This is a genomic window from Nitrobacter sp. TKz-YC01, assembly GCF_047824785.1.
Taxonomy (GTDB): domain Bacteria; phylum Pseudomonadota; class Alphaproteobacteria; order Rhizobiales; family Xanthobacteraceae; genus Nitrobacter.
This window is the reverse complement of sequence record NZ_CP181167.1, coordinates 2,629,710-2,646,722: the sequence shown is the minus strand read 5'-3', so window position 1 is coordinate 2,646,722 and position 17,013 is coordinate 2,629,710. Positions and strand designations below refer to the sequence as shown.

Annotated in this window: 11 protein-coding genes; 10 read left to right on the top strand and 1 reads right to left on the bottom strand. The window is 63.0% G+C overall.

Annotation, left to right across the window (positions count from 1 at the left end; genetic code table 11):
* Positions 1–433: 433 nt before the first annotated feature.
* The 4 genes from ppc to ACMYR2_RS12555 all read left to right on the top strand — a co-directional run bounded on the left by ppc (position 434) and on the right by ACMYR2_RS12555 (position 9,264).
* Positions 434–3,220 (top strand): phosphoenolpyruvate carboxylase, encoded by a 2,787-nt coding sequence (gene ppc / locus ACMYR2_RS12570; RefSeq protein WP_416193023.1) that lies wholly within the window; start codon positions 434–436, stop codon positions 3,218–3,220.
* A 38-nt stretch (positions 3,221–3,258) separates the two neighbouring features.
* Entirely contained in the window at positions 3,259–4,608 is a 1,350-nt protein-coding gene (locus tag ACMYR2_RS12565; RefSeq protein WP_347264574.1) for an amidase, read from the top strand.
* 225 nt (positions 4,609–4,833) lie between these two features.
* Complete coding sequence (locus tag ACMYR2_RS12560; protein WP_416193022.1) at positions 4,834–6,495, top strand: B12-binding domain-containing radical SAM protein; 1,662 nt, start codon at positions 4,834–4,836, stop codon at positions 6,493–6,495.
* 402 nt (positions 6,496–6,897) lie between these two features.
* Positions 6,898–9,264 (top strand): efflux RND transporter permease subunit, encoded by a 2,367-nt coding sequence (locus ACMYR2_RS12555; protein WP_416193021.1) that lies wholly within the window; start codon positions 6,898–6,900, stop codon positions 9,262–9,264.
* A gap of 130 nt (positions 9,265–9,394) precedes the next feature.
* On the opposite strand, the gene ACMYR2_RS12550 is transcribed toward ACMYR2_RS12555, so the two are convergent.
* Positions 9,395–9,895 (bottom strand): hypothetical protein, encoded by a 501-nt coding sequence (locus tag ACMYR2_RS12550; protein ID WP_347265169.1) that lies wholly within the window; start codon positions 9,893–9,895, stop codon positions 9,395–9,397.
* 541 nt (positions 9,896–10,436) lie between these two features.
* On the opposite strand from ACMYR2_RS12550, the gene ACMYR2_RS12545 reads away from it, so the two are divergent.
* The 6 genes from ACMYR2_RS12545 to ACMYR2_RS12520 all read left to right on the top strand — a co-directional run bounded on the left by ACMYR2_RS12545 (position 10,437) and on the right by ACMYR2_RS12520 (position 16,666).
* Positions 10,437–10,688, top strand: a complete 252-nt coding sequence (locus ACMYR2_RS12545) for a hypothetical protein (RefSeq protein ID WP_347265168.1) — start codon at positions 10,437–10,439, stop codon at positions 10,686–10,688.
* A 181-nt stretch (positions 10,689–10,869) separates the two neighbouring features.
* Complete coding sequence (gene hpnC / locus ACMYR2_RS12540; protein WP_347265167.1) at positions 10,870–11,748, top strand: squalene synthase HpnC; 879 nt, start codon at positions 10,870–10,872, stop codon at positions 11,746–11,748.
* The gene (gene hpnD, locus ACMYR2_RS12535) at positions 11,745–12,581 is read left to right on the top strand and encodes a presqualene diphosphate synthase HpnD (protein WP_347265166.1); all 837 of its coding nucleotides are present in this window, start codon (positions 11,745–11,747) and stop codon (positions 12,579–12,581) included. Before hpnC ends, hpnD begins: the two co-directional genes overlap by 4 nt.
* Positions 12,581–13,834, top strand: coding sequence for a hydroxysqualene dehydroxylase HpnE (hpnE, locus tag ACMYR2_RS12530; RefSeq protein ID WP_416193020.1), 1,254 nt, complete (start codon positions 12,581–12,583; stop codon positions 13,832–13,834). Before hpnD ends, hpnE begins: the two co-directional genes overlap by 1 nt.
* A gap of 13 nt (positions 13,835–13,847) precedes the next feature.
* On the top strand, positions 13,848–15,812 hold the full coding sequence (gene shc, locus ACMYR2_RS12525) for a squalene--hopene cyclase (protein WP_416193019.1): 1,965 nt from the start codon (positions 13,848–13,850) through the stop codon (positions 15,810–15,812).
* The gene (locus ACMYR2_RS12520; protein ID WP_347265424.1) at positions 15,809–16,666 is read left to right on the top strand and encodes a phosphorylase; all 858 of its coding nucleotides are present in this window, start codon (positions 15,809–15,811) and stop codon (positions 16,664–16,666) included. Before shc ends, ACMYR2_RS12520 begins: the two co-directional genes overlap by 4 nt.
* The last annotated feature ends 347 nt before the right edge of the window (positions 16,667–17,013 follow it).

The following is a 17,013-nucleotide window of genomic DNA, read 5'->3' as shown; positions in this document are numbered from 1 at the left end:
TGCGCCTTGTGCTCCAGCCCGGCCGGGGCGGCGCGGTCGCCGATGGCGCGGATACTGTCTGGCGCATCGGGTTCAAGCGCGCGAGCCCCTGGCGCTTTTCAGGACCGACCTGGATCCTGAGCGGACGGACATGCAGGATCGTCCTTTGAAATGACGGTGTGATCTCTTTCTGCGAGGATAACCCCGCTTTCGGCGCGGCGCTACCGCCGCCCCTTGCATAATCCGGGGACAAAGAACCTATGACACTGGTTTTCTTATAACTTGGGCGGCCGGGCGTTGGCGGCGTCGCGCCTCATTCCGCCGGTTCGACCATGCCCCGGGACCGCCTGCCTTTTTCCCAGGCCGTCCATCTTTTGTGCATCAGGGGGCCGGCATTTCTTGCGTTGCAGCAGGAAAATTGCCACTGAAGAGCCGACTTTTCAGGAGCAGCGTGATGTCCAGTCTGATGCCGTTACCTCGTGGAGGTCAGCCGGAGTCTGACGCCGCCGACCTCGACGCAAGGCTGCGCGACGATATCCGGCTGCTCGGGCGTATTCTCGGCGATACCGTGCGTGATCGCGAGGGACCGGAGGCGTTCGATCTGGTCGAGCGCATCCGGCAGACCTCGATCCGCTTTCACCGCGACGACGACAAGCCCGCGCGGCGCGAACTGGAAGCCATCCTCGACGGCATGTCGACGGATGAGACGGTGCTTGTCGTCCGCGCCTTCAGCTATTTCTCGCATCTGGCCAACATCGCCGAGGATCAGAACAATATCCGCCAGATGCGCAGCCAGACCCTTGCGGATGGGGCGCGGCATCAGGGCCGGCTGGCGCACACGCTTGCCTGCGCCCGCAAGGCCGGGTTCAGCGCGGCCGAGTTGCGGGATTTTTTCGACAGCGCCGTGGTCAGTCCGGTGCTGACCGCCCATCCGACCGAGGTTCGCCGTAAAAGCACCATCGATCGCGAGATGGAAGTCGCGGCGCTGCTCGACCGCCGCGAACGGATGCAGCTCACGCCGGACGAATACGAGGCCAGCGAGGAGCAGTTGCGCCGCGCGGTGCTGACGCTGTGGCAGACCGACCTCCTGCGGCGGACCAAGCTGACGGTGCTCGATGAGGTCGCTAACGGCCTGTCGTTTTACGACTATACGTTCCTGCGCGAGGTGCCGCGTCTGCACTGCATGCTGGAAGATCGCCTGCGCGACCCCGACGACAGCGGCGCCGCGAACGAGATCGCGTCGTTCCTGCGGATCGGAAGCTGGATCGGCGGCGATCGAGACGGCAATCCTTTCGTGACGGCGGACGTCATGCGCGGCACCCTCCATTGGCAGGTCTCGCGGATACTGCGTCACTATCTCGATGAACTGCACGAACTCGGCCGCGAACTGTCGCTGGCCGCCGATCTCACGGATGTCTCGCCGGAGCTGAGCTCGCTGGCCGAGCGATCGGCCGACACCTCGCCGCATCGTCGCGGCGAGCCCTACCGCCTCGCGGTATCAGGCATTTACGCGCGGCTTTCGGCCACCGCCGTGAAACTGAAAGCGGACACGCTGCGCCCGCCATACGGCGCGGCTCCACCCTATGCGAGCGCCGCCGAGTTCAGCGCCGATCTCGATATTCTCCACCACTCGTTGACCGCGAATAATTCGGGGGTGATCGCGCGCGGGCGGCTCCGCAAACTACGCCGCGCCGCCGACTGTTTCGGTTTCCATCTCGCCTGTCTCGACCTGCGGCAGAACTCCACCGTTCATGAAAGAACGATCGCCGAACTGCTCGCCGCCGCCAGTCCGGGCACGTCCTATCTGACGCTGGACGAGGAGGCGCGTATCGTTCTGCTGCTCAGGGAGCTGCGCAGCGCGCGTCCGCTGACCTCGCCGTTCATCACATACAGCGACGAGACGCAGGGCGAGCTTGCGGTGTTCCATGCCGCGGCGGAGGCGCACGGAACGCTTGGCCCGGATGCGATCCCTCAATGCATCGTCTCGATGACCGAAGGCATTTCCGACCTGCTCGAAGTCGCGCTGCTGCTCAAGGAGGCCGACCTCGTCGATCCCTCCGGGCACAGCGCCATGAATATCGTGCCGTTGTTCGAGACCATCGAGGACTTGCAGGCCTGTGCCGGCATCATGGACCGGTTGCTGTCGCTGCCGGAGTATCGGGCGCTGGTCGACAGCCGCGGAGGCTTGCAGGAGGTGATGCTCGGCTATTCCGACAGCAACAAGGACGGCGGCTTCGTCACGTCGGGATGGGAGCTTTACAAGGCCGAGATCGGCCTGGTCGAGGTGTTCGAGCGCCACAAGGTGCGGCTGCGCCTGTTTCACGGCCGCGGCGGCTCGGTCGGCCGCGGCGGGGGGCCGAGCTACGACGCCATCCTCGCGCAGCCCGGTGGCGCGGTGAACGGCCAGATCAGGATTACCGAACAGGGTGAAATCATCTCCAGCAAGTATTCCAACGCCGAGGTGGGCCGCTCCAATCTGGAGATCCTCGCCGCCGCGACGCTGGAGGCCAGCCTGTTGCAGCCGCGGCAGAGCGCCCCGAGTCTGGAATACCTCGACGCGATGGAGTCGCTGTCGTCGCTGGCCTACAAGGCCTATCGCGACCTCGTGTTTGAAACGCCTGGTTTCGAGGATTATTTCTGGGCCTCCACCGTCATCAATGAAATCTCCACATTGAACATCGGCAGCCGGCCGGCGTCGCGCAAGAAGACGCGCCGGATCGAGGACCTCCGGGCGATTCCGTGGGTTTTCAGTTGGGCGCAATGCCGGGTGATGCTGCCGGGCTGGTACGGGTTCGGCAGCGCGGTGGAGGCGTGGATAGCCAACCATCCCGACAAGGGCATGGCGTTCCTGCAGGAGCTTTACGGGGAGTGGCCCTTCTTCCGCATGCTGCTTTCCAACATGGACATGGTGCTTGCGAAAAGTTCGATCGCGATCGCGTCGCGTTATGCCGATCTGGTGCCCGACGTCGAGCTTCGCGAGGCGATCTTCGGACGCATTCGGCGCGAGTGGCATCTCACCATCGACAAGCTGCTCGCCATCATGGGGCAGGAGCGGTTGCTTGCCGGTAATCCGCTGCTTGAGCGCTCGATCCGCAATCGCTTCCCCTATCTCGATCCGCTCAACCATGTGCAGGTCGAACTCCTGAAGGACCATCGCGCACAATGCGGGGACGAGCAGGTGCTGCGGGGCATCCAGCTCACCATCAACGGAATTTCCGCGGGCCTGCGCAACAGCGGCTAAGGCGCCATCTATTCATCCGTCCGCCTGCGAGATTCGCCATGCCTGATCAACCGACCCTGGCCTCGCTCGCCGCCGATCTCGCGGCGGGCCGCGCCACGGCGCTCGCGCTCGTCAGCGACTGCCTTGCCAAAATCGCGGACCCGGCGGGAGAGGGCGCGCGTGTGTTCATTCAGGTCGATGCGGAAGGCGCGATCGCCGCGGCCGAGGCCATGGATAAATTGCGCGCGGTCAACGCCGCGCCGTCGCCATACGCCGGCATTCCGGTGTCGATCAAGGATCTGTTCGATGTCAAAGGGCAGGTCTCGCGCGCCGGGTCGCTGGCGCTCAAGCATGCGCCGCCGGCAGCGGAGGATGCTCCGGTAGTGGCGCGTCTGCGCCGGGCTGGCTTTGTGGTGATCGGACGCACCAACATGACCGAATTCGCCTATTCGGGTCTGGGCATCAATCCGCACTATGGCACGCCGAAAAATGGCTGGCGGCGCGATGTCGGCCATGTGCCGGGCGGATCGTCGTCAGGCGCGGCGGTTTCGGTCACGGATGGCATGGCGCATGGCGCGCTCGGCACCGACACCGGCGGATCGTGCCGGATTCCGGCGGCCTATTGCGGCATCGTCGGCTACAAGCCGACCGCGCGCCGCATTCCGCTCGATGGCGGCGTCCCGCTGTCCGCCACGCTGGACAGCTACGGCCCGATTGCGCGTTCGGTCGGCTGCTGCGCGGTGCTGGACGCGGTTCTGGCGGACGAACCGGTCACGGCGGTTGCGCCGCGTCCGGTAAGAGGGCTGCGGTTTGCCGCGCCGACCACGGTGATGCTGGACGACCTCGATCCCGCCGTTGCGTCGGCCTTCGAGCGCGCGCTGGACCGGCTGGCCGATGCAGGCGTCCTGATCGATCACATCGCCGTTCCCGAGTTTGCCGAGGTCGCGGCGCTGAACGTCGGGGGCGGATTTGCTGCGGCGGAAAGTTGGGCCTGGCACCGCGCGCTGATCGCTGAAAGGGCTCAACTGTACGACCCCCGCGTTCTCAGCCGCATTCGGCGTGGCGAAAGCATCAGCGCGGCTGACTATGTTGATCTGCTCGCTATTCGCCGCGCGATCATCGGAAGTTTCGAGCGTCGCGCTGCGCCCTACGACGGACTGGTGTCGCCGACCGTGGCCATCGCGCCGCCGCTGATAGCTGATCTCGCCGATGATGCAGCCTATGTGAAAGCCAACATGCTTTCGCTGCGCAACTGTTCGCTGATCAACACCCTCGATGGATGCGCGATCTCGCTGCCCTGTCATCGCGAGGGCGAGCCGCCGGTTGGCCTGATGCTTGCCGGGACGGGAGGAGCGGATCGCCGGATTTTCGAACTCGCGGCGGCGATCGAGCCGATCGTTCGCGGCTGAAGCCATTCCGGCTTTGATGAAGCCAAAGCCATCCCTGGCTTTCTCAATGATGTGTCGCGGCGGAAATCGTGCGCGCGCCTGCCACGCCGGACGCTCTTCAGCTTCGCCACATTGTTGAAGGATTTGTTGCGCAGCTTTCAACGGCAACCGGCGGAACCAACATCGGCGTGAAGGCGTTGACAACGGTTTTCGTTTGATATGCCTTTGCACGATGGGGAAGCTGCGATGAGGGGTATTGGTCAGCATGGCGTTCGGCGTATTCTTTGCGTCTTCCCCCGCTACACGTCCTCGTTCGGAACGTTTGAACACGCCTATCCGCTGACCGGTGGCGTACAGGCCTTCATGCCGCCGCAGGGACTTCTGCTGATCGCGGCCTATCTTCCTGCCGATTGGAAGGTCCGGTTCATCGACGAGAACATTCGCTTCGCGACCGATGAGGATTTCGAATGGGCCGAAGCCGTATTTGTCAGCGGCATGCACATCCAGCGCCAGCAGATGAACGATATCTGCCGCCGCGCCCACGCTTTCAATCTTTCCGTCGCGCTCGGCGGGCCATCGGTCAGCGCCTGCCCGGATTACTATCCGTCCTTCGACTACCTTCACGTCGGCGAACTCGGCGACGCCACGGACGAACTGATCGAACGGCTGGCGCGCGATCCGTCGCGGCCCGCCGCTCAGGTCGTCCTCAAAACCGCCAGCCGGCTGGACATGGACAAGTTTCCCATTCCCGCTTACGAGCTGGCCGACATCAGGCATTATTTCCTGGGCAGCATCCAGTATTCCAGCGGCTGCCCTTATCAATGCGAGTTCTGCGACATTCCCGGCCTTTATGGCCGCAATCCGCGCCTCAAGACTCCCGAGCAGATCACGCGTGAACTCGACAAGCTGCTGGAATGCGGCATCAGCGGCTCGGTTTATTTCGTTGATGACAATTTCATCGGCAACCGGAAGGCCGCGCTGGAGCTTCTGCCGCATCTGATCGAATGGCAAAAGAAGACCGGTTACGTGCTGCGCTTTTCCTGCGAGGCGACGCTGAACATCGCCAAGCGTCCGGAGATTCTGTCGCAGATGCGCGAGGCATTCTTCGCGACGATCTTCTGCGGCATCGAGACGCCGGATCCGGTGGCGCTGAAGGCGATGCACAAGGATCACAACATGATGGTTCCCATCATGGAGGCGATCAGGACGCTGAACGATTACGGCATGGAGGTGGTCTCCGGCATCATTCTCGGACTCGATACCGACAAGCCAGAAACCGGACAGCATTTGCTGGAGTTCATTGATCACTCCCGGATACCGCTTTTGACCATCAATCTCCTGCAGGCCCTGCCGAAGACGCCGTTGTGGGATCGGTTGAAACGCGAGAATCGCCTGATCGAGGACGACAGCCGCGATTCCAACGTCGATTTCCGCTTGCCTTATGATCACGTCGTTGCGACCTGGCGCGATTGCATGGGCCGCGCGTACGAACCTGAAAAGCTTCTGGAGCGCTACGAGTACCAGATCCGCGAAACCTATCCGAAACGGATTCAGCCGCGCACGCCGCAGCAGAGGTCATGGCGGAATATCAAGCTTGGCCTGACCATGCTTCGCAACATTTTCTGGAAGGTGGGGGTGCGCGGCGATTACAGGCGCGTGTTCTGGAAATTCGCGCTGCGCAGGCTGGCGCGAGGCGAGATCGAATACCTCATCAGCTCGGTTCTGGTGGCCCATCATCTGATCATGTTCGCGCGCTCGGCCTCTCGCGGCAAAACCAATGCTTCCTATTATTCGTTGAAACTTCGGGAATCCGCCGGAATCGCCGTTCCCACCGAACATAAAGCGATCGCGACCGTGCCGACCCTCCGGGCTGACCGGCCGAGCGGCCAGCGGGTCACGCCCATCTGATAAAATCGACATCAATAAAACCGCCGGACCGGCCGGCTTCGCGGGCGCGGCGGTGCAAGGCAGAAATGACAGGAGCGCTCGTGTTCAAAAGTCTCTCGAACTGAGGTCATTTTGACGTGAGCGGCGCGGATAACAGCGTGATCCGCCCTTGCTTGTAGTCTATCCGGGAAACGGCTAGAGTCTGTTTCAACTGCGTTGAAACAGACTCGTCGCTTATTTTTTGTTTTGAGCATGATCTTTTCCGAAAACCGGTTTCCACTTATCGGGATCATGCTCTAGACGTTGCGCCCGACAATCGACGCATGCTGTCAGAACCGGGCCGGCCGTCCGCGGTTTCAGGGTCTGCTCCGGGGCTTTCCGGAAATTTGCCAAACGATGGGTTCTCGACGGAACGGACAGCACATGCATGAGCGAAATCCCGATGCGGCCGATATGACCAGGCCGGACAGGCGGTCATTCAGCATCGCTTTCGGATTCGAGCGGATCGGGCTGATTGCGATGCGCGCGCCCATCCTGTCCTGCGTCATTCTGCTGGCCATGGTCGTCGGCGCTGTGTTCGGGATCCAGCGTATCCAGATCGATGATTCACTAAGCCAGCTGTTCCGTTCTGATACAAAGGAATATCGCCAGTACGAGGAAGTCACCAGGCGCTTCCCGTCGACCGAATTCGATGTGCTGGTCGTGGTCGAGGGCAAGACGCTGCTCGAACGCGATAACCTCGAAAAGCTGCGGGATCTGGTCACCGATCTGCAACTGGTGGATGGCGTGCGCGGCCTGATATCGTTGTTCTCGGCGCGTCAGGCGCCCGAGCCGGGCAAGCTGCCTGCGGCGCTGTTTCCATCCGAACTGCCGCAAGGCGCTGAATACGACCAGTTCATCGAGACCGTGAAATCCAACGAGATCATTCGCGGCAAGCTGCTGTCGGAGGATGGCACGCTGGCGCTGGTCGTGCTGTCGCTGGAGCCGTCGATCGTCAGTGACAGCAAGCTGAAGGCGACCGTCGGCCAGATCCGCCAGGTCATGAACGACGATCTTGCGGACACCGGACTTACCAAAGAGCTGTCCGGCGTGCCGGTGATGCAGCTCGAAATCCGCAACGCCGTGGAGCGCGACGGGATCATCTACAACGTCGCCGGCATTCTGGCGGGCTGCCTGATCGCGATCGTGTTCTTTCGCAAGGTCTCCTTCATGGTCATTGCGGCGTTTCCGCCGCTGCTTGCCATTCTGCTGTCGTTGGGCGTGCTGGGCTGGGCGAACTTCAGCCTCAACATGTTCCTCAATGTGATGACCCCGCTCATCATGGTCATCAGTTTTTCCGATTCGATGCAGTTGACGTTCGCGGCGCGCGACCGCCTGATCGCCGGCGAGGACAAGTATTCCGCCTTCCGCAATGCCGTCCTCGTCGTCGGGCCCGCTTGCGTCCTGACCCATGCCACCGCCGGAATTTCCTTCATCGCGCTGCAATTCTCGAACTCGGACCTGATTCGCAGCTTCGGCGAGGCCGGACTGCTGGCGACGATCATCGCGCTGCTCGCGGTGCTGCTGCTGGTGCCGGCGTTCGGCGTTCTGCTGGTTCGCGACGAACGGCGTTTCGCGGAGAAGTTCAAGACAGCGGACTGGGGCGTGCAGGCGCTGCGCCGCTTCTGCGCCTGGATCGCGGAGCGGATGGTGGGGCATCCCGGCTTCTTCAGCGTGCTGGCGCTGCTGGTGGTCGGTGGACTGGCCGTGGTCTACGCCAGCCTGGAGCCGCGTTACCGGCTTGCCGATCAGGTTCCGGACAGGGAGCAGGCGGTGGCGGCGAGCGGCCGCCTCGATGCCAAGCTTACCGGCGCCAATCCGATTGACATTCTGATCGAATTCCCCGCCGGCGAAACTCTGTATTCGCCGCAGACGCTGGCCACGATCGCCGCGGTCCACAAGCTGGTGGAGGAGCAGGCCGGCGTCGGCAATGTCTGGTCGATCGAAACATTGCGGCGATGGCTCGCCGAAAAGGCCGGCAGCCACGATGTCGCGACCCTCAAGGAATATGTCAGCGTCATTCCCGAGCATCTGGTACGCCGCTTTATCTCCGAGGACCAGACGGCGGTCGTGGTGTCGGGCCGCGTGCCTGACCGCGATTCGAGCCAGATTCTGCCGGTGGTCGAGAAGCTCGACCGCGCCATGGATGCCGTCAGGACAGCGCATCCCGGTTATGAGGTGGCCGTCACCGGCCTGTCCGCCATCGCCGCGCGCAACAGCGCCGGCATGATAGAGAAGCTCAACCACGGCCTTACGATCGAGTTTGTGCTGGTGGCGGTGTTTATCGGACTGGCGTTCCGTTCGATCGTCGTGATGTTTGCCTGTATCCTGCCCGGAATTTTCCCGGTCGTGCTGTCGGGCACGTTGTTGTGGTTGCTCGGGGAGGGGCTGCAATTCGCCAGCGTGGTCGCGCTTACCGTGTCGTTCGGCCTTGGACTGAGTGCGACCATCCACTTTCTCAACCGCCTGCGATCGGAGAGTCAGCCGGGCGTCGGCGCCGCCAAGGCGGTTGAGCGCGCAACCGTGCTGATGGGGCCGGCCTTGATCCTCACCACCGTGGTGCTGGCCTGTGGTCTGGTGGTGACCGTGTTTTCGGACCTGCCTTCACTGCGGCTGTTCGGCTGGCTCAGCGCCTTCGCCATGGTCGCGGCTCTGGTGGCGGACTTCCTGATCCTTCGCCCGACCGCGATGTGGCTGATCACCTTTGCCGAACGCTTCCGCCACGGCGGCGTGGCGAAGCCGGCGGAATAAGCGGTGGGCCGGCCGCGGGGCATGGCGGCTCTATAATCCTGATTTAACGCGTTTTCTTCACGCGAACAGGTCATCCATCCCCGGGTCAGGCCCGGGGGACATGCTTTGCTCGAAAACGCTATGGTGGGCCTCAGCGACGCGCCATGGTGATGGAAACGTTTCTGATTTCGCCTTCGGAAGTCATCAGGACCGATTGTCTCGTGTCCTGGGCGCGTATCGTCAGGTTCGCGGCAAAACCGGCGGCGTGCACGGACACTTCGATTGTGCCGCCTCTTGCGCGGCCGTGCAGGGAGCCGAAGAGGTTGCGGCTGGCTTCGCTCCATTGCCCGTTGATCACGCTGCCTTGACTGACAATGTCACTGGCGAGATCGAACCTGTAGCTGGCGCTGGCGCAATGCAGGTTCTGGTTCATCGCCGCGCCCCGGCGATCCACCCTGTAAGCTGCCTTGCAGCGAATGTTCTCTTTCGATCCGTCGGACAGGGTGACCGTGCCTTTCCCCGACCAGTTTCCTGCGAATCCCGCGAACGGAGCGGACTGGGCGAGGCTCGCCGGTGCGGACAATGCGAGGCCCGCGGCTAAACCGGCGGTGATGGCTGATGCTCGAATCAGCCTGAGGGCAAGCTGCTTCATGTCCGGTTTTCCTTATCAAGCAGGTGCTTTGGCGATGAGTCTCGCGCCGCATCAAGCTCTATAAGTTCTACCCTGTCGCGCGGTTCAATCCTGGCGGATGAACCGTGAAAAACGAGATGATGACACTTGACGGGCCATCGGCAAACCTGCCACGGAGCATAGCAGAATCCTTGCGCGTAATTTAGTCGATTATTTCAGCCGTGTTAAAAATTATCATCTGAAAAACCGCTGGGGTGCATCCGGGCAATCGTCGGCCGCCGCAAATTTGACCGTATTCGCAGCGCTTTTGGCATTCGCCGATATATCGGAAGGGTGTGCTTGGGAATGGTCGGGGTTGATCGTGTTCGCTGCGCGCCGCAGCAGCAGGCAGGTTCGGGAGGTCGACACGTATGCGGCGTCGAAACGGCTGTGGTCTTGCGGACCTGTTCGTATGGTATCGATAGAGTGACTGAATCTCTTCCAAAGTTTTGAAAAGCCTGCCACCGGGTATGCCCCGCATGGTGCAGGTTTGAGTTCTCCCTCGTTGCAATGAAGGATTATGATGTCCAAGATTTTACTATCGTCCGCCCTGCTTTTGTCCTTCGGATCGACCCTGGCGATGGCGCAGATCCAGAGGCAGCCTCAACCGCATAGCGGGACTGACGCGGAACACCGAGCTTGCGTGCGAGACGTCAGCCGTTTTTGCCGCGCCGTGATGGATCAGGGTGATTTGACGGTTCTCGCATGCCTGCAGCAGTATCGCCCGAAGATTTCCAAGGCGTGCAACCAGGTTCTGCTGAGTCACGGTCAGTAAACAGACCAGCCCGCTCAATTCGTTCCCTTTTGTCGCAGTGCCGGTCGGTCAGGCTAAAAGGCGAAAGATAGCATTGGTTTAGCCTGCGGTTTCCCCTATATGGAACGCGGGCTATTCTGCCCCGTCGGTTTTGGAACCCGCGGGGGGCCCGATTGCGATTCAGTCAACGTAACCGGTCCTGATGCCTGCCGCGAACCAGCTACGATCCGGAAAGACCCATCGCGACGAGAATTTTCCCGTCGCGTCGCGGCTTATTCACCCGCGTCATCGCGCGTTGATTCTCGCATTCTATAATTTCGTCCGGACGGCGGACGACATCGCCGATCACGCCGAACTCGGTGAAAAGGACAAGCTGGCCTGGCTCGATCTGTTCGAGAGCGAACTCCTGGGGCAGGGAGACAGCCAGCCCGAAGCCGTCAACCTCCGCACGGCGCTGGCGCAACGGTCGATGCCGCCGCGTCATGCCATCGACGTGCTGAAGGCGTTCCGGATGGACGTCACCAAGCTGCGCTACGAGACCTGGGACGACGTGATCGATTATTGCCGCTATTCGGCGATGCCGGTCGGACGGTTCATGCTCGACGTGCATGGCGAGAGCACGTCGACCTGGGCCGCGTCCGACGCACTGTGCGCCGGTCTGCAGATCAACAACCATCTTCAGGATTGCGCCAAGGATTACAAAAACCTCAACCGGGTCTATCTGCCGCGCGACGCACTTGCCGCATCGGGCGTTTCGGTGGAAATGCTCGGGGAGCAGAAAGCCCCGCCGGCGCTGCTGCAATGCCTGCACGCGCTCGCCGGACGGACCGAGGCGTTGCTCAACGAGGGCCGGCCGCTGGCGGGCGAGATCAGGGACACGCGGCTGGGGCTTGACGTCGCCGTGATCCAGATGTTCGCCGACAAGATCGTTGCGATGCTGAAGCTGCGCGATCCCCTGAGCGAGACGGTTCATCTCAAGCCGCTGCAACTGCTCGGTTACAGCGTCGCCGGCATCACCATGGAAATGCTTCGCCGCCTGCTGTTGCGGCGGCCGGTGTCGAACCCCGCGGCCGGCGCATGACGATCGCGACGACAGCCGACGCGAGTTCGGGAGAAACCGCGTCCAACAGCTCGTTCTACGCGGCGATGCGCATTCTGCCGCGCGCGCAGCGGGAGGCGATGTTCCAGATCTACACGTTCTGCCGCTACGTGGACGACATCGCGGATTCGGACAGTCCGCGGTCCGAACGGCGGGCCGCGCTTCAGCAGTGGCGCGACGATATCGACGCGCTCTATCAGGGACGCGCGCCGGAACGGTTGCGCGATTACGTCGCCTCCATCGATGCCTTCGGCATGCGCCGCGAGGATTTCCTTGCCGTCATCGACGGTATGGAAATGGACGTGCTGGCGGATATTCGCGCGCCTGAGGAAGCCACGCTCGATCTGTATTGTGATCGCGTCGCCAGCGCCGTCGGACGGCTGTCGGTCCGGGTATTCGGCTTGCCCGAGCAGGAAGGCATCCTGCTCAGCCACCACCTTGGCCGCGCGCTGCAACTGACCAATATCCTGCGCGATATCGACGAGGACGCCGCGCTCGGGCGACTGTATCTTCCGCGCGAAGCTCTGCTCCACGCCGGCATAGACTGCGCCGATCCGGCCGCCGTGATGTCGAACCCGGCGCTTCCTGAAGTCTGTGCCCGGCTCATGGAGCGGGCGCGGGCGCATTTCGTCGAATCGGACGAGGTCATGAATCGCAACGCGCGCCGCGCCGTACGCGCGCCGCGCATCATGTCGAAATATTATCACGCGATACTGGATTTGCTGGAGGAGCGCGGTTTTCAGCCGCCACGTTCACCCGTCCGCGTGAGCTACGCGGCGAAGATCGCCATCGTCCTTCGGTATGCGTTGATCTGATGCAAAGCACCGTTCATATCGCCGGTGGCGGCATTTCCGGGCTCGCGGCGGGCGTGCGCCTGGCCGGCGCCGGTTATCTGGTTCGCCTGCACGAGGCCGCGCAACAAATGGGGGGCCGTTGCCGTTCCTATTTCGACGGCGCAACCAATCTCACGATCGATAACGGCAACCACCTGGTGCTGTCAGGCAACCAGAGCGTGCTGGCTTATGCGCGCGAGATCGGCTCCGAAGCCGGCTTGCAGGGGCCGCCGGAGGCTGAGTTCCAGTTCATCGATCTTGCCGCCGATAAACGCTGGACCCTGCGGATCAATGACGGGCGCGTTCCGTTGTGGGTATTCGACAGCGCCCGCCGGGTGCCGGACACATCGCCCGCCGACTACTTCGCGCTCGCGCCGCTGATCTGGGCGAGCGCCGGCACGCGGGTCGGCGATGCCATCAAATGCGAAGGCGTGCTTTACAAGCGGCTGGTGCTGCCGCTTCTGCTCGCGGCGCTGAACATCGATCCGCCCGACGGATCGGCCGGCCTTGCCGGCGCGATCGTTCGCGAGACGCTGCTGGCGGGTGGGCAGGCGTGCCGCCCGTTGATCGCGCGCGACGGGCTGAGTTCGGTGCTGATCGAGCCGGCGATCGACTACATTCGCGCCAGGGGCGGCAGCGTCGATGTCGGCCACGAAGTGCGGCATCTGACGATGGCGAACGGCAGGGTCACGGAACTTGCGCTCGGCGATCAGGCCATCGCGCTCGGACCCCACGACGCCGTCGTGATGGCGGTTCCGCCGCGCTCCGCCGCTACGCTGCTGCCCGGCCTGACCGTGCCGACCAGATTCCGCGCCATCGTCAACGCGCATTTCCGTTTCGTTCCGCCGCCTCATCATCCGCCGATGATCGGCGTCGTGAACGGCCTGATCGAATGGCTGTTCGCGTTTCCGGACCGCTTTTCCATCACCATCAGCGGCGGTGACCGGCTGGTGGACATGCCGCGCGAGGAACTGGCGCGGGCGATCTGGAAGGACATCTGCGCGGTCGCCGGCCTCAAGGCCGAGATGCCGGCCTGGCAGATCGTGCGCGAGCGCCGCGCCACGTTCGAGGCTTCGCCCGAGCAGAATGCCCTGCGTCCGGGAACTCTGACGGCGTGGAAAAACCTGTTCCTCGCCGGCGACTGGACTGATACGGGGTTGCCGGCAACCATCGAGGGATCGGTTCGCTCCGGAAACCGGGCCGCCGATCACGTTCTGAAAACCCGTTCAATCTGAGACGTTAGTCGCCATGAATTCCATCAACGCCACAGCCGCGCCGATCGACGATAACGTTCTCGGGGATCGTATCGGCGATGCGACGCGCGGACTTCTGAGCCTCAGACAGTCGGACGGTCATTTTGTCTTCGAGCTCGAGGCCGACGCGACCATCCCGTCCGAATACATCCTGATGCGACATTACCTCGGCGAACCGGTTGACACGGTGCTCGAAGCCAAGATCGCGGCCTACCTCCGCCGCATCCAGGGCGCGCACGGCGGTTGGCCGCTGGTGCATGACGGCCCGTTCGACATGAGCGCCAGCGTGAAGGCCTACTTCGCGTTGAAAATGGCCGGCGATTCCATCGACGCGCCACACATGGCGCGGGCGCGCGAGGCCATCCTGTCCCGAGGCGGCGCGGTCAATGTGAACGTGTTCACGCGCTTTCTGCTCTCGTTTTTCGGCGAGCTGACGTGGCGCAGCGTTCCGGTGCTGCCGGTCGAGATCATGCTGCTGCCGATGTGGTCGCCGTTCCATCTCAACAAGGTCTCCTACTGGGCGCGCACCACCATGGTGCCGCTGATGGTGCTGGCCGCGCTGAAGCCGCGCGCGCGCAATCCGCGCGGCGTCGGCATCCGCGAACTTTTTCTTCAGGATCCGGCGACCGTCGGCACGCCGAAGAGGGCTCCGCATCAAAGCGCCGGCTGGTTCGCGCTGTTCACCGGCTTTGACCGGGTCTTGCGACGGATAGAGCCGCTGTCTCCCAGATGGCTGCGGGCGCGCGCCATGAAAAAGGCGATCGCGTTCGTCGAGGAGCGCCTCAACGGCGAGGACGGCCTCGGCGCGATCTTTCCGCCGATGGTCAATACGGTGATGATGTATGACGCGCTGGGATTTCCGCCCGAGCATCCGCCGCGCGCGGTGACGCGGCGGGGCATCGACAAGCTTCTGGTCGTCGGCGAAGATGAGGCCTACTGCCAGCCCTGCGTGTCGCCGATCTGGGATACCGCGCTAAGCTGTCACGCGCTGCTCGAAGCGGGCGGACCTGAGGCTCTGAACAGCGCCGGTAAATGCCTCGATTGGCTGCTTCCGAAACAGGAACTCGTTCTCAAGGGCGACTGGGCGGTGAAGCGCCCGGACGTGCGACCGGGTGGCTGGGCGTTTCAATACGCCAACGGCCACTATCCGGATCTCGACGATACCGCGGTCGTGGTCATGGCGATGGACCGGGTGCGCCGGAACGGCCCGAATGGTCAATATGACGAGGCGATCGCGCGCGGGCGCGAGTGGATCGAGGGGATGCAGAGCCGGGACGGCGGCTTTGCGGCGTTCGACGCCGACAATCTTGAATACTATCTCAACAACATCCCGTTCTCCGACCATGCCGCTCTGCTCGATCCGCCGACCGAGGACGTCACCGCGCGGTGCGTCTCGATGCTGGCGCAACTCGGCGAGACCGTGGACAGCAGCCCTTCCATGGCGGCAGGCGTCGAGTATCTGCGCCGGACCCAGCTTGCGGAGGGGTCGTGGTATGGCCGCTGGGGCCTGAACTACATCTACGGCACCTGGTCGGTGCTCTGCGCGCTGAATGCCGCCGGGGTTGATCACCAGGATCCCGTGATCCGCAGCGCCGTGAACTGGCTGATGTCGATTCAGAATGCCGATGGCGGCTGGGGCGAGGATGCGGTCAGCTACCGACTCGACTATAAGGGATTCGAGACAGCGCCGACCACGGCTTCGCAGACGGCCTGGGCGTTGCTGGCCCTGATGGCGGCGGGCGAGGTTGAAAATCCTGCGGTGGCGAAGGGAATCAAGTACCTGATAGACACACAGACGAAAAAAGGTCTGTGGGACGAGCAGCGCTATACGGCCACGGGCTTTCCACGCGTATTTTATCTGAGGTACCATGGCTATTCCAAGTTCTTCCCGCTCTGGGCGCTGGCGCGGTATCGGAATTTGAGAAGCACCAATAGCAAGGCGGTAGGGGTCGGGATGTGAGTTTGGGGACGACGATTGACGTGTCCGTGGGCAATGCCCTTGACCCGCGGCCGGTATTGATTGTGACCGGTCTGGTTCAGGAAGCCCGCATCGCCGCAGGCCCCGGCATGACCGTCATTTGCAGCAGCAGCAATCCCCGGCAGTTGCGCAAGCTTCTCGACGGATTCGATTCGTCTACGGTGCGCGGCGTGATCAGCTTCGGCGTCGCCGGCGGGCTCGATCCGTCGCTGAAATCGGGAGACGTTGTCGTTGCCACGGAAGTCGTGAACGGCGCCTCGCGGTGGCGGGCAGGCCTCGCGTTGAGCGAGGAACTGATCGACGGCACCGGTCTGGGCGGTCAGAAGGTGGTCCGCGCCGGACTCGCCGGGGTCGAGCAGGTCGTGCTGGGACAGGCCGGCAAGGCGGTGCTCCACGCGACGACCGGTGCTTCGGCTGTCGATATGGAAAGTCACATCGCGGCTGCTTATGCGACGGAGGCAGGTCTGCCCTTCGCCGCCTTGCGTGTGATCAGTGATCCCGCGACGCGGGCGCTCCCGGCGATCGCCCGCAACGCCATCAAGCCGAACGGCAACATCGACCTGAAGAAAGTGCTGAGCGGCCTTGCTCGAAATCCGCTGACTTTGCGGGCGCTGGTGTCGACCGGCGTGGATTTCAACCGGGCTCTGCGCTCCTTGCGCGGGTGCCGTGTTTTTCTGTTGGGCGGCACAACTCTCGTTCCGGCGGATTATCCAGCGGCGGCGCCGGTCGCAAGGCCCCGGGGGGCAGGCCATCGAAAGGGCCGCACCGGAGAGCCGGTTCCGGCGCGGCGCTTTTCCGGTCTGCGAGCGAGCGTGCCCCAACCCGCCCGGCTTTGACCGGCTGAAGCCGGTCCGGCTCTTCAAATATGCGATCGCCTACGTTGAGGCGCGTTCCCGTGTTGGCGAGCCCGCTGACGTATTTTGCGGCCGCATCCGGCTTCCAGGGGAACTGAGGCTTCGCAACGTTTAGAGCGTTTTCGAGCGAAGTGGGTACCGGTTCGCGTGAAGAAAACGCGTCAGGATCAAATCACATAGCGTTTTCGAGCGAAGTGGATATCGGTTCGCGTGAAGAAAACGCGTCAAATGAAAATCCGAGCGACCCGCTTCTGATCCATCACAAGCGGAAACGCTCTCGTTTGCGCGGTCAGATCAGACCGGCTGACCCCGCAAAACTCACAGCGGTG